We start from the raw sequence: 13,571 nt of genomic DNA, 5'->3' as shown, positions 1-13,571 counted from the left end.
TCATTCTAGGGCAGGCGCCAGTCCACCGGGGTGGCCCCGAGCTCCTCCAGGATCTCGTTGGCTCGACTAAAAGGGCGGGAGCCGAAAAAGCCCCTCGACGCTGACAGCGGCGACGGGTGCGGTGAATTGATACACGGGGTATCTCCCAGAAACTTCTGAGCGGTCTGTGCGTCCCTTCCCCACAGAATCGCTACCAGGGGCCGATCTCGCTGGGCAAGGGCTCGGATGGCCTGCTCTGTCACGTGCTCCCATCCCCGGCCTCGATGGGAGGCCGGTTTACCTGGCTGTACGGTCAGGCACCGGTTGAAGAGAGCCACTCCCTGTTCGCACCACGGGCGCAGATCTCCATCCGTTGGCTTATCGCAATTGAGGTCGCTAGCCAACTCTGTGAAGATATTAGAGAGGCTCCGTGGAAGGGGCCGTACCCCTGGGCGGGTAGCAAAAGAAAGACCCATTGCGTGCCCCGGAGTGGGATAGGGATCTTGGCCAATGATAAGCACCTTTACCTGGTGGAATGGGTACGTGAAGGCGCGAAGAATATCGTCTCCTGGGGGCAGGTACCCACGCCCTGCGGCGACCTCCTCGCGGAGGAAAGCGCCCATTGCGTGGATTTCGTCCTCCACGGGTGCTAACGCCTCCTGCCAGCCATATTCGATTGGAAGACTCGATTCCATCAGTATGATTTCCACCCTTCTGTCCACGTGGGAGCCTCGCCACCGATGGTAACTGGATCGGTTCCTCTACGGATCACTCGGCCGATCTCACGGAATCCTGACACGTTCTCGCCGGTCGTTGTAGCAAGCAGCGTGTGATCCTCTCCGCCGGACAAAACCCACTTCCAGGGATCCGTTCCCAGCACCTCTGCCGCGCGAAGAAGGCGATGATCGGGCTCGATGGCGGCGGGATTGAGCTCAATCGTCACCGCCGAACGGTCTGCGATCGTAGTGAGATCTGTGATGAGACCGTCAGAGTTATCTGTCATGGCGGTAGCTCCCGTGGCGCGAGCGACGACACCCCGGTCTGGCATCAGAGGTGGCGTGCAGTGGGCGCGGACAAGCTTGAGAAATTCCACGGGTACATGGTCGCGCCCAAACTTCTTCAATAGGTCAAGTCCAGCTGCCGAATACCCGATACAACCGCAAGCGATAACGCTTTGACCTGGTCGTGCACGGTTGAGAGACAGTGGTGGCTGACTTCCACCCAGTGAGCCCACTGCGGTGATTGATAAGACAATAGAGTTCCCTGCGGTGAGATCGCCACCTACAAGTTCCGCAGAAAACTCTTGGATCCGTTCATAAATCCCACGGGCGATTCCCGTAACGAGGCTGAGCCGTGTGCTTGGCGGTGCCGAAAGCGCCATGAGAACAGCGATCGGGCGGGCTCCCATCGCCTGAATATCCGCGAAGTTCTGTACAACGGCCTTGTGCCCGATCTCCTCTGGTGTCGACCAGTCGAGGTTGAAGTGTCGATTTTCTACCAACATGTCTGTGGACACCACCGTGCGGGTATTCGGAGGACCGATGGTGAGAACAGCGGCATCATCTCCGTTAATCGTGCTTGGGGCCACCTCTTGGATGGCCGCGATCACTCCCTTTTCCCCTATCTCTGCAAGGGTCGGTGTGTTTAGGCGCTCGTTAGTCACACCGGCTACCCTAGTGCCTATGGAACGCAAAAACACCCCTATGGTGATCGCTCTCGTGCTTGCCTTGGTATTTGTCCTCGCCGTCGTCTTCGGCGCTAAATTCGTGTATTCCAAGGCTGCCAGTGGCCCCACGGTGGTCACTGACCTCGGCTACGAGGAGGCGGACTCTGCTGAGTGCCAGAGCTTTGTCGACGCTCTGCCGAACAAGGTCGGCACGTTCAAGCGCGTTCCTATCGCTGACCCAGCCCCCTCCGGCGCTGCAGCGTATAAGCACGGCCTCGAAGACGAACTTACGATCCGCTGTGGCGTGCCTACCCCGGACTACGCGTCGCAAGCCGATTCTGTGACAGAAAACTCCGGTGCCCAGTGGCTCAGAATTAGCGATAACTCCGGAAATGCCACGTGGTTCACGCTTGACACCACCCCAGCGGTAGCTGTGACTGCGCCGGAGGGTAGCAAGGCGAAAAAGGTGACAGGTGGCCTGGACGAGGCTATCGGCACACTCACGCACCACGAGATTGACCTTCCTGCTACGCCGCTCGAACGCATCGATGCGTCCGCTGCAAATGAGACAGAGTCCTGCTCCGTGCTTAACTTGCCTGAGAAGTATGGCGACCACGTCCTAGCTGGGCGTCCAGATTCCCCCACCGGTTCGTGGCTTTATACCTCCGACACCCGCAATCCCATCGAAGTCCGCTGTGGAGTGTCGATGAGCCCTGAATACGCCGCTGGAGCGCGATTGACGCAGCTCGACGGCCGCCCCTGGTTCACTGATTCCTCCGGCCTACGCTGGTGGTCCATGGGGACACCCACCGTAGCCGTATTTGCGCCCCTTGATTTGGCCGAGAACGTCCTCGCCGATGTCTCCCGCCAGATCGGTCCTGTCGAGGACGCAGGAGACTCCGCTCCTTCGCAGGACACGGCCGACGCTCAGAAAGCGCAGTAACCGCACGCTGAATGCCACGGCTTGGGAGCGAGAACCGCACGCACATATCGTCGAAAAGAAAGAGGGCCAGCCGACCTTTTTCCTTTTTACCCTGAATGTCTAGCACGCAATTCGGCAGCCCCTTGTCGTTTCTGCGACCACATGAGCTAGCACCCGAGAACATCCGTGTACGGAATTGCTGAGGCGGGGTTGTTCCTCCACCGCAAATGCGATCGCAATCGCGATTGCGACCGCCATCGCGGTGATTGCGGTGATCGCCGTGAAAATGCAGCCCCCCAGCTGTGCTTGCGCCTACTTAGATTTTGTGGCCAGTGCCTGCTCTATCAGGATGTGGAGGAGATCCCCATAGCTGATGCCTTCTGCCTGGAAGACCTGCGGGTACATTGAAATCGGGGTGAAGCCGGGAAGCGTATTGATCTCGTTGATCACTGGGCCGTGCTCGGTGACGAAAAAGTCGACTCGGGCGAGCCCATTGCAGTTCAGAGCCTTAAAGGTCTGCACCGCGATCTCCTTGACACGCGCGGTTTCCTCTTCACTCAGCCGCGCCGGGATGTGCGCAGAAACCTGGCCATCGAGGTACTTCGCTGAAAAGTCATAGAAGCCAGCCTCACCATCCTCTGTGCCAATGAGCTCCGCAGGTGCCGCTGCGACAACGCGTCCATCCGGGTACTCGAGAACACCACATTCAACCTCGATGCCCTTGATTTCTTCCTCAATGATGACCTTGGGGTCGCTTTCTCGCGCAAGGCGAATAGCCTCATCGATACCGGACACATCCTCAACACGGGAGATGCCGATGGAAGAACCACCGCGGGCGGGCTTGACGTATACGGGGAAGTTCAGGGTACCGGGGATGAACTCCTCTCCTCCTTCGAGTACAAGGTCTTTGCCGATCGGGAGTCCAGCGAGTTTACACAATTTCTTTGTGTACTGCTTATCCATCCCGCACGCGGAGGCAAGAACTCCATTGCCCACGTACGGAACGCCGGAGAGCTCAAACAGACCCTGGATAGTTCCATCCTCGCCATTGAGACCGTGCAGCACGGGGAAGATGACATCCACAGTCGCGAGGACCTCACTCGTCTCCAGGAGCCGGATTTCGTTTTTATGCAGGAACACCTCGCGTTCGACGGTAACTTCCGGGAGTGTTTCTGTCATGTGCCGAGGATCCCCCGTTGTCCACGTGCCATCGCGGGTAATCCCAACGGGGAACACATCGACATCGTCGAGATGATCCATAATGGCCCGTGCAGAGATGCACGAAATGGAGTGTTCGGTGGACTTACCACCGTAAATAACGGCAACTGTGGTCACTTGTTTTACTCTGCCTTCTTCGACCGGCCCATGAGGGCTGTAATCATTTCATCAACGCTTACTGCATTGTGGCACACGCCGTACACCGCCTGTGTGATGGGCATCTCCACGCCGTGATCCTCCGCTAGGTGGTACACGGATTCTGACGATATTACTCCCTCAGCTACTTGCCCATGCGTCGCCTTGGCAGCATCTTCCAGGCTATCGCCACGCCCCAAACGCTCGCCGAAGGTTCTATTCCGCGACAACGGCGAATTGCACGTGGCCACGAGGTCCCCGAGCCCCGCCAAACCTGCGAACGTGCGGGCATCTGCACCAAGCTCAACTCCCAGTCGTGTGATTTCTGCGAGGCCTCGCGTAATAAGTGTGGCGACAGTGTTTTCGCCTAGCCCCTTACCCACAGCCATACCGCAAGCGAGTGCGATGACGTTCTTACATGCGCCTCCCAGCTCCGCCCCGATGACATCGGTCACCGTGTACGGACGGAAGTACGGGGCACTCACTGCTGCTTGGATGACCTTGGCATGCGAGTGGTCGGAGCACGCGATCACCGTGGCAGCCGGCTGTTCCATCGCGATCTCGCGGGCCAGGTTGGGTCCTGACAGGACCGCAATCTTGTCACTAGGGTGTCCGGTCACGGTGGCGATAACCTCGCTCATCCGCAGACCTGTCCCGTGCTCAACGCCTTTCGCAAGCGAAAGGATGAGGGTGCTCGTACCTAGGAAGGGGGTCCACTGCTCGAGGTTTCCTCGTAGGCTTTGCGACGGCACACCCAGAATAACGATGTCTGCACCCGTGAGCGCCTCCTCTGCCGACGACGTTGCCGTGACTGAAGGTGGCAGCGTGAGCCCCGGAAGGTAGTCGCTGTTCTCACGCGTAATCTGGATCCTCCGGGCAGCGTCTTCCCTCCTCGCCCAGAGGGTCACCGTGTTGCCAGCATCGGCTGCAACCTTTGCCATTGTTGTCCCCCAACTACCGGCACCCATGACTGCGACGTGCATTAAACATGTTCCTTTCAACAGTTCTTGTTGGATTAAGGGTAACTTAAAAGACATGTCCAAGTCACCACACGAACAAGACAAAGACAAAGCAAACTCACTTTACGTCACCGGCCGCTTTCAGCAGATCCCCCCAAAGCCAGGTAAGGACGCGAAGCGGCCTACCCTAGCCGCCGGTGCGGTGCTCTGGAAAGGCGATGTCGACGACCCACGCGTCGCGATTATTCACCGCCCCTGCTACGACGACTGGTCCCTGGCCAAGGGAAAGCTGGACCCAGGCGAGTCCCTTCCAGTCACGGCGATTCGAGAGATCTTCGAGGAAACCGGGTACACCGTGCGACTCGGGAAACTCCTGGGCAACGTCAGCTACCCTGTTTTGGACCGCACCAAGATCGTCTACTACTGGACGGCTAAGGTTCTCGGCGGTCATTTCACACCCAACGATGAGGTCGATGAGCTGCGGTGGGTCACGCTGGAGGAAGCGAAGGAACTTCTCACGTACGAGGTGGACACACACGTCTTAGAAAAGGCAGACAAGCGGTTCCACCTCCCCGCCGAGTCCCGGATTCTCCTTGTCCGTCATGCCAAGGCGCACGACCGGCGGAAGTGGGCTGGCGACGACAATCTGCGCCCGCTGGAGAAGAAAGGCCTGCGTCAGGCCGAGATGCTTGCTCCGCTCCTTCTCGGCTTCCGCCCCGAAAAGGTGTATTCCGCCGTTCCAGATCGCTGCCAATCCACTGCTGCCCCGATTGCGGAAGAAGTTGGCGTATCTGTCATCGTCGACCCGCTGCTTGGCGACGATGCCCAGCCCGATGAAGCAATCGCACGTTTCGACGAGATCATCGCCGACGGCGGTGTCTCCGTCGTTGTTTCCCAGGGTGAGCGAATCCCAGCGTTGTTGCAGCATTACTCCGACACAGGACGCCTACCCCTACCGATGGATGAAGTGAAATGCAAGAAAGGGTCAGTGTGGGTGCTGTCGTTTAATGATGGCCAACTCACTGGAGCCGACTATTTGGCGAGCGCCCTCCCTGTCAAGTAAAAGCCACAGAGGATACAAAGAGGATATACGTCCGGGGCTCTCGGACACATCCAATCAGAAAGCACAAAATCCGCTCTAAGGGGTTATCCCCCTCAGAGCGGATTTTTGCAATCATCACCCAGTGACGGCCGTCGTGTCACAGGGCATCCCGCCGCACTATGCGGCAAGTTCGAAAAGGAGCGTACGGACAAGAGCGTCGATCTCTCGTGCAGCCTCTCGCATCGCGGCTAGGCCTTTACCTGCCGGGTCGTCAACATTCCACTCCACGTAGCGCACTCCAGGCAGGTTAGGAGATTCCTCCACGCCGAGTAGGACGACGACGTCAGAGAAGTGCACGGTGCGCGGGGTGTCATCCTTCTCATAAAGGACACCGCCGGAGACACCCATCTCGTCAAGAACCACCAGAACATCCGGATCCACCGGGGCACGCCCCTCAACTCCCACAGTTCGGATGAACAGATGGTCACCCGCGTAGTAGCGCGCCAGAGCGTACGCCAGCTGCGCTCGCGCGGAGTTGTGTTTGGAGGCAAAAAGCACCTCCTTGCGGACAGTTCCCATCGATTCAAGCGTTTCTCGGGCTTCGCGTTCAACGAGCACAGGGATGAACGTTTCAATGCGCGCATCTTCGCTGACATCAGAAATCGCTGAATCTACGACATCATCAATGACGTCGGACTCCACAGATCCCCCGTAGTAGCGGTGCATATCTTCTCGGACGATGCGAAAACGATCGACAAGCTGTGCGGTCATTTTTCTTCCTTCCACTACGCGCCAGTTTCCCTATCGCGTATTCTTTCGTTTCCCTTTTGTTAACTTGTTGTTAACCTTACCGGAATATTCATTACCCGGCAAGAAAGACACGCTCAGAGATTCTTTTAGGTACTTACTAACGGAACCGTAGCGCCGAAAGAGCCCAAACGACGCCACATTTTGCGGTAAAGATATTCACTTTCCGTTTACCTTGAGGATCAAAAAATGGATGCCTCAGCTTCAGCTGAGGCATCCATTTCCTATCCGGCTCTTATCCGGCGTTTATTCGGCCGAAGTATCTCTTCGGTCGTTTATCCAGTTATATTGCGATTGTGTAGCTCTGCAGATATGAAGCTCCGCGGAGCGCCATCTCACAGGGTTGTGGGCTTGAAGTCTGGGCGGGCCTTTTCATACTCACTGATATCATCCTCGTGAGCGAGGGTGACAGAAATATCATCAAGCCCTTCAAGCAGACGATGCTTTGTTTTTTCATCGATATCGAACGGCAGGACATACTCCCCCGCTTTTACTGTCTGGTCCTCCAAATTGACGGTGAGCTGCAGACCGGGAGTTTCCTCCATGAGTTTCCACAGCAGCTCGATATCGTCTTGCGACATGAGTCCAGCTACGAGACCTGCCTTTCCGGAATTTCCGCGGAAGATGTCAGCGAAACGAGACGAGAATACAGCTTTAAACCCGTAATCCATGAGCGCCCAGACGGCATGTTCACGGGACGATCCGGTGCCAAAATCAGGGCCCGCGACGAGCACTGAGCCATTTTTGTATTCCTCTTGGTTAAGGACAAAGGCGGGATCCTGACGCCAGGCCGCGAAGAGGGCATCATCGAAACCCGTGCGCGTGACTCGCTTGAGGTAAACAGCTGGGATGATCTGGTCAGTATCAACGTTCGATGATTTGAGCGGCACTCCAACACCGGTGTGAGTGACAAACTTTTCCATGAGTGTTTCCTTTTACGTTCTCAGTAGTTTTCAGGTTTTATGCCATCGCTGGAGCGAGGTCTGCGGGGGAAGCGAGATGCCCTGCAACCGCCGTCGCAGCCGCAACCGCAGGACTGACCAGGTGGGTGCGCCCACCCTTACCCTGACGTCCTTCGAAGTTACGGTTCGAAGTGGAGGCGCTTCGCTCACCGGGAGCCAGCTGGTCAGGGTTCATCCCGAGGCACATAGAACAACCAGGCAGACGCCATTCAGCCCCGGCATCCAAAAAAACCTGATCCAACCCTTCCTTCTCAGCTTCCAATTTCACCCTGTAGCTTCCGGGAACGACAAGCGTCCGAGTGTTCACGTTGCGCCCCTTCATCACACGCGCAGCAGCCCGCAGATCCTCGATGCGCCCGTTTGTGCAGGAACCAATAAAGACAGTGTCGATAGCAACCTCTCGCATGGGAGTCCCCGGTGTCAGCCCCATATACTCCAGTGCCTTCGCTGCGCTTGCCTGTGCTTCATCACCAGAAAAGTCCTCCGGGCTCGGCACGCTCGCGGCGAGAGGCACACCGTGTCCGGGGTTGGTTCCCCAGGTAACAAAGGGGGTGATGGTGGAGCCATCAATGTCTACGACAGTGTCGAACTCAGCTCCCTCGTCAGTGACAATGGACCGCCAGTATTCGACCGCCTTGTCCCACTGCTCGCCCTTCGGTGCGTGATCCCGGCCTTTGAGGTATTCAAAGGTGGTTTCGTCAGGGGCAATCATGCCCGCGCGCGCTCCCGCTTCAATGGACATGTTGCACACCGTCATGCGCTGTTCCATCGTCAATTTACGAATGGCGGAACCACGGTATTCGATGATGTGCCCTTGCCCGCCCCCGGTACCAATCTTGGCGATAATCGCCAGGATCAAATCCTTTGCGGTCACACCGTCTGCGAGCTCACCAGACACATTGACTGCCATCGTTTTCAGGGGTTCGATCTGCAGCGTCTGAGTTGCAAGGACGTGCTCGACCTGCGACGTGCCAATGCCGAAGGCAATCGCACCAAACGCACCGTGCGTAGACGTGTGAGAGTCACCGCACACGACGGTCATACCCGGCTGCGTGAGGCCCAGTTGCGGGCCTACAACGTGAACGATTCCCTGCTCTTTATCCCCCATCGAGTGCAACCGGATACCGAATTCCTCGCAGTTCTTCCGCAACGTTTCAACTTGCGTCCGAGATACTGGATCGGTGATCGTGGTGGCATCGGTCGGTACGTTGTGGTCCTCTGTCGCGATCGTCAAATCTGGACGACGGACTTTGCGACCCACCAAGCGAAGACCGTCGAAAGCCTGCGGGGAAGTCACCTCATGCAGGAGGTGAAGGTCGATGTAAATGAGCCCTTCAGCAACCTGATGAGCTTTCCAGACCTTCTCTGCCATTGTTAACGGTTTCAAAACTAGCCTCCCACAGAATGGAATGTTAATATCGTGTCATGGGACAGTATAACACTGGCAAAAGCGGCATTAAGGTTCTGGATAGAACGTTGTCCATCGTATGGGCCGTTGCGGAAGGACCGCACTCTCTAACCGAACTGTGTGACATCACCGGTTTACCACGCGCCACGGCTCACCGCCTGGCTACCGCACTTGAAGTGCACTCGATACTAGCTCGCTCCACTGACGGAAAATGGGTAATCGGCCCGGCACTGACCGCGTTGGCTTCCGGCTCCACCGATAAGCTTATCGACGCTGCAGTGCCCATTATGACCACCCTCATGGAGGACACGGGAGAATCCGTGCAGCTCTACCGGCTCACTGGGATGCAACGCACGTGCATCGCCGCACAAGAACCACCCTCAGGCCTCAAATACACCGTCCCCGTTGGCGCACGCATGCCTCTGACCGCTGGTAGCGCTGCCCGCGTGTTCGTAGCTTTCTCCGGCCCAACCCTCCGCGACCGTATCCTCAAGGATGCTGTTTATACGGAGGAAACTGTGGACAAAGTTCGTGAGCAGGGCTGGAGCGATTCTAAAAATGAACGTGAGAAGGGGTTGGCCAGCGTCTCCGCACCCGTGTTTAACCCCACTGGAGATCTCGTTGCTGTCCTTAGCTTGTCCGGGCCATCAGAACGATTCGACGGAAAACAGTTCATTGCCCCGTTACGCGACGCAGCCCGATCGCTCGGTGCCCTGCTCTAAGAGCACGTCAACCGCCCCCGTTCAGTCTTTTACAGCGTGACCAGACCACATTGACTTGGGTTTAATCCGCTAAGTCTTAGAGTGAAACCTGGGAGGCAAGGATAAGCCTGTTGCGGGTGTGCGTACCGGACGGACTGGGCCATCTTACTCGTCTGCCAGCAGCAGGCAATTTTTCCATCAAAGTGTCACGAGCCTGTTCCTTCATACTTTCTCCACGCCTGCACACTCCAGTCCCCGTCCGCAGAGCCACTGTCGAACCAAGGCGACTTTGGCGAGGATCCAGCACTGTGCTCCGCCGCCGAAGGTGGTACGCCGACAGCTAAGCCACCTCCTAGTTCGGTGGCCCTAGTTCGGTGGCCACGGTCTACGGTTAGACTACAAATCCATGCCGACATCCAGGAGCAGCGTCCTAAGTCACCATCCACGGTCAGCGTACAAGATCAGCGTGCAGATAAAGCGTCACTGCGTTTTGGCCACTATCACTCAGCCAGTACCCTGCACCAGTGCACAACTATCTAATTTATTTTCTTTGCGTGTTTCATTGCACTCTCCTCGCCCTCCGCGCGATTGAATTGTTTCGTTGCACACTCTAGGTCGTACAAAACCGTCGGTCTTACCAGCTACGCATACGGCTCACTCAGATCTCCCCCTCCATACTGGATCCCCTCCATATTGGATGAATGCCGCATTCGGTTAGAGTAAACACCGCTTACCTTATATATACCGATGTTTACCTCGATCGGGCTACAACCTCCCTAGCATGGACATAAAAGCATGGACTTAACGGTTTTATGTCCATGACTTCTTGGACTCGGAGTCCAGTGACTTTATGGACTCGGAGTCTTTGGTCTCTTTGGACTTGGAGTCCATGGTGTTTTTGGTAGCCGTCAACGATTCGGGCCCACAGGTAGTCCGGGTCGATGGGGTGGGTCGGTGGGTCCGCATGCGGCAGGCTGTTCCAGGCCTGTTCGGGTGTGATGTGCATCTTCCCGCAGACAAGACTCTGGTGCCTGCGTTGGGTGTTATAGAACTGGCGGAACTGTGTCAACAGTTGTCTCACGTGCGTCAGCATTGTGGGTTGTCGTGCGTCTAAAAACCTCGTCAAGGTTTTGTGGGAGCGTTCATCTTTGCCTTGTGTTGTTGGCGCGAATCCGGCTATAGCCGCAACGCCCTTTTGGGCCAACCACAGCTCTGTGGAGGACAATCTGCCCCGGTGATAGGTAGCAAAGGCATCCCCATTATCTGACAGGATCTCCTGTGGCAACCCGTACGTGTCGAAGGCAGCTGCAAGGACAAGGCGTGCGTCGTTGCCGTTTTCGGCAGCAGGAAACGCTTGGGTGCCCACATCAAATCGGCTGGCATCGTCAATAACCTGATACACCGTGATCAGGGTATGGTCATGATCAAACAGTCGGTACACCAACCCGTCGATTTGCCACAGCTCGTTCACCTTGTCGCGATTAAACCGCCTGTACGAGCTACGGAGTCGTTTCCTGGTGTTAGCCTCAACAACACCAGCCTCACGCAACCAGCACGCAATGGTTGACCGCCCTGGCGGGTCTTGGATCCCCAGATCATCGATCAGGTAGTACTAGATTGACCACGGGCCGTAGTCCCGCCCCTGACTCTTTAACGTTGCGCGGGATTCAATCACCAACTGCCGTATCTGGCCATCGTGGCGTCTTTTCGGGTTTTTCGGTGCCGTACTGTCCGGCAGGATGCCAGATCTACCACGTTCGGCGATACGCTTTTGATATTGAAGTACGTCTGCTTAGAAAAACCGTTATCCTTGCAGAACTGCTTGATCGTGACCCCGCTTCCAACCGGATCGAAATCAGCGATTATCTTTCTGAGATGGGATGAAATTCCCATCCCAAAATAGTGGCCTCACCACGTCCAAAAAGTCAGTAGACACCACAGCATGGACTTAACGGGGGCTACCTAGCATGGACTGAACGGGGGACTCCCCAGCATCGTACGCGCACGGAATGCGCAGGGAAAGGAAGGACAAAAGTGCAAAACAAGGAACTAAGCAAAAGAATAAGGGTCGCGAATCCCAAAAGTGTGATTCCCCTTCAAACAAACCAGAAGATGAGTTACGCCCCGTAGTAGCCATGACCATGCGTGGCTGTCAATCTTTCAAGAGAAGTTGTTACAATAGGCCTTCCAAGAGAAGTTGTTACAATAGGCGGGAGCAGGAAATAGTGAACCAGTGTCCGCTCTCGCGAGAGACGAGAACCACATTATTAACGAGGAATATCAGTGAATCTTTACCGTAGTAGAGGCAAAACAGAGGCACGGGGTCGCGTCATTTCAGCAGGTTATGAAATCGTTAGCAACCGTGGCTTTAATAATCTCAGCCGGGAAAAAATCTCCCTCATTTCCAAAATTAGTGAAGAGGACATCTCGGAATTTTTCCCTACCGACGATAACCTCAAGCAAGTCCTACAATCCGAGCTTGATGCCACCATCATCCGTTTTGCCGACTACGAACTAGGGAAGCTCCCAGAGGATGCCTCAACTCTGGACAAGCTCAAGGCCACCGGCCGAGCCTACTTCTCGTTCTCACAGGAAGCTCCGGATATCTTCGGTGCGTTTATCTCCGCACCGATGAATATCGACCTTCCCGAAGGTTTCGAAGGCAATTTCAATGACTTACTCATGCCGCCGACCGTCACCCGGGTTCTCGGCTACATCCGGGACCTTATCGAGGAACTCGACGGACCCAAGGATTCGAAGTTCCTCCTTGAGATTGCTCTCACCGCTTATGCCACGATTCACGGCATTACCCACCTTTGCACCTTCGGTATCTGCAGGCTCTTCAGCCCGGTAGCCAAGAAGCAGCTGCTGCAGGGCTCGCTGGAATCTCTGACCGCAGGTATAGTCCGCTCGATCAAGAATAAGGGCGCAACTGAGCTCAACCCAAAGCAATTGGGTGGCAATGTTCCGTTTAATGCGGTGCCTAAGGCTCCGGAGTTCCCCCGCAACAACGACGATGAGAAGCAAATCGCAATGTACCGCGGTCTCATCGACCTCGTGTGGGATCTCGGTCAGTCCAATGTTGATCTCAGTCGCGTCGCACAGTACGCAAATCTCCCCAAGAACGATGTTCTCCGCTTGGCCGACGGAGCCGATAAGCTCGTAAAAGAGGTCGAGGACTACCTGGATAACCAGGATCAAGGATTTATCGGCGCCCAGTGCTTCTCCCTCCCCGGTGGGTCGAACGCATTCTCCTACCTCAAGGCGGCAGGATTCGGGTACGTCTCTTTCGCATTGCACGATCCGATCGGCTGGAACGTTCTCATCGAAATTGCCTCCGGTGCCATCGTGCCCACCGATTTTGACAACTTTGACCAAAGCGAACGCATGGGGGTCGCTTTCTCCTTCCTCGTGGAGTTGACCAAGAAAGCTATCGAGAACTCGAACAATCCCCGCCAGGCGTGGATCCTTTACTCCCAGGTGTTTTCTGCGTGGGCATCGGCACACGGTCTCGCGCACCTCTTTTCCACCGGGTCTCTCAAGAATCTGGACGAGAAAGACAAGTTGGAATACCTTGGACCTGTCTTCGACATCGTTATTCAGGGACTTCTGAGCACCCTGAATATCGACTCGGTTGATGATTTGAAGGAGTAACTGGATTAACACAACCTAGGTCTGTTATATCCATGAACTTCTTGGACTCGGAGTCCAGTGACTTTCTGGACTCGGAGTCTTTGGTCTTTTGGACTTGGAGTCCATGGTGTTTTTGTAC

12 protein-coding genes are annotated in these 13,571 nt (G+C 56.1%); 4 read left to right on the top strand and 8 right to left on the bottom strand.

Annotated features, from left to right (window positions below; genetic code table 11):
* Positions 1-5: 5 nt before the first annotated feature.
* Positions 6-674: a uracil-DNA glycosylase gene (locus HMPREF3044_RS01185; RefSeq protein ID WP_005392346.1), complete on the bottom strand. Its 669-nt coding sequence runs from the start codon at positions 672-674 to the stop codon at positions 6-8.
* On the bottom strand, positions 674-1,642 hold the full coding sequence (locus HMPREF3044_RS01180; RefSeq protein ID WP_070738960.1) for a thiamine-phosphate kinase: 969 nt from the start codon (positions 1,640-1,642) through the stop codon (positions 674-676). Before HMPREF3044_RS01180 ends, HMPREF3044_RS01185 begins: the two co-directional genes overlap by 1 nt.
* Before the next feature lie 19 nt (positions 1,643-1,661).
* Here HMPREF3044_RS01180 and HMPREF3044_RS01175 point away from each other — a divergent pair, with 19 nt between their 5' ends.
* A complete protein-coding gene (locus tag HMPREF3044_RS01175; RefSeq protein WP_070738959.1) occupies positions 1,662-2,588 on the top strand; it encodes a DUF3515 domain-containing protein in 927 nt (308 codons plus the stop codon).
* Positions 2,589-2,879: 291 nt separating this feature from the next.
* Here HMPREF3044_RS01175 and HMPREF3044_RS01170 read toward each other — a convergent pair whose 3' ends face one another.
* Together HMPREF3044_RS01170 and HMPREF3044_RS01165 are read right to left on the bottom strand one after the other, a co-directional pair.
* Positions 2,880-3,902, bottom strand: a complete 1,023-nt coding sequence (locus HMPREF3044_RS01170; RefSeq protein ID WP_081446561.1) for a D-alanine--D-alanine ligase family protein — start codon at positions 3,900-3,902, stop codon at positions 2,880-2,882.
* Positions 3,903-3,907: 5 nt separating this feature from the next.
* The gene (locus tag HMPREF3044_RS01165) at positions 3,908-4,957 is read right to left on the bottom strand and encodes an NAD(P)H-dependent glycerol-3-phosphate dehydrogenase (RefSeq protein ID WP_005392340.1); all 1,050 of its coding nucleotides are present in this window, start codon (positions 4,955-4,957) and stop codon (positions 3,908-3,910) included.
* Here HMPREF3044_RS01165 and HMPREF3044_RS01160 point away from each other — a divergent pair.
* Positions 4,956-5,942 carry an NUDIX hydrolase gene (locus HMPREF3044_RS01160; protein ID WP_005396164.1) on the top strand — a complete coding sequence of 329 codons (987 nt, stop codon included), beginning with the start codon at positions 4,956-4,958 and terminating at the stop codon, positions 5,940-5,942. The genes HMPREF3044_RS01165 and HMPREF3044_RS01160 overlap by 2 nt on opposite strands.
* A gap of 156 nt (positions 5,943-6,098) precedes the next feature.
* Here HMPREF3044_RS01160 and HMPREF3044_RS01155 read toward each other — a convergent pair whose 3' ends face one another.
* The 3 genes from HMPREF3044_RS01155 to leuC all read right to left on the bottom strand — a co-directional run bounded on the left by HMPREF3044_RS01155 (position 6,099) and on the right by leuC (position 9,062).
* A complete protein-coding gene (locus HMPREF3044_RS01155) occupies positions 6,099-6,692 on the bottom strand; it encodes an arsenate-mycothiol transferase ArsC (RefSeq protein ID WP_005392335.1) in 594 nt (197 codons plus the stop codon).
* A 371-nt stretch (positions 6,693-7,063) separates the two neighbouring features.
* A complete protein-coding gene (leuD, locus tag HMPREF3044_RS01150; RefSeq protein ID WP_005396163.1) occupies positions 7,064-7,651 on the bottom strand; it encodes a 3-isopropylmalate dehydratase small subunit in 588 nt (195 codons plus the stop codon).
* A 37-nt stretch (positions 7,652-7,688) separates the two neighbouring features.
* Positions 7,689-9,062 (bottom strand): 3-isopropylmalate dehydratase large subunit, encoded by a 1,374-nt coding sequence (leuC, locus tag HMPREF3044_RS01145; protein WP_070738958.1) that lies wholly within the window; start codon positions 9,060-9,062, stop codon positions 7,689-7,691.
* Between the two features lie 53 nt (positions 9,063-9,115).
* Here leuC and HMPREF3044_RS01140 point away from each other — a divergent pair, with 53 nt between their 5' ends.
* Positions 9,116-9,820 (top strand): IclR family transcriptional regulator, encoded by a 705-nt coding sequence (locus HMPREF3044_RS01140; RefSeq protein WP_070738957.1) that lies wholly within the window; start codon positions 9,116-9,118, stop codon positions 9,818-9,820.
* Positions 9,821-10,550: 730 nt separating this feature from the next.
* Here HMPREF3044_RS01140 and HMPREF3044_RS01135 read toward each other — a convergent pair.
* Positions 10,551-11,270, bottom strand: a complete 720-nt coding sequence (locus tag HMPREF3044_RS01135; RefSeq protein WP_070738956.1) for an integrase core domain-containing protein — start codon at positions 11,268-11,270, stop codon at positions 10,551-10,553.
* An 812-nt stretch (positions 11,271-12,082) separates the two neighbouring features.
* Between HMPREF3044_RS01135 and HMPREF3044_RS01130 the strand changes: the two genes are divergently transcribed.
* On the top strand, positions 12,083-13,453 hold the full coding sequence (locus HMPREF3044_RS01130; protein ID WP_070738955.1) for a TetR/AcrR family transcriptional regulator: 1,371 nt from the start codon (positions 12,083-12,085) through the stop codon (positions 13,451-13,453).
* Positions 13,454-13,571: the final 118 nt, after the last annotated feature.

It is taken from the genome of Corynebacterium sp. HMSC073D01, from assembly GCF_001815555.1.
Classification (GTDB): Bacteria; Actinomycetota; Actinomycetes; order Mycobacteriales; family Mycobacteriaceae; genus Corynebacterium; species Corynebacterium glucuronolyticum.
The sequence above is the reverse complement of the archived record's forward strand: the minus strand, read 5'-3'. Positions and strand labels throughout refer to the sequence as shown.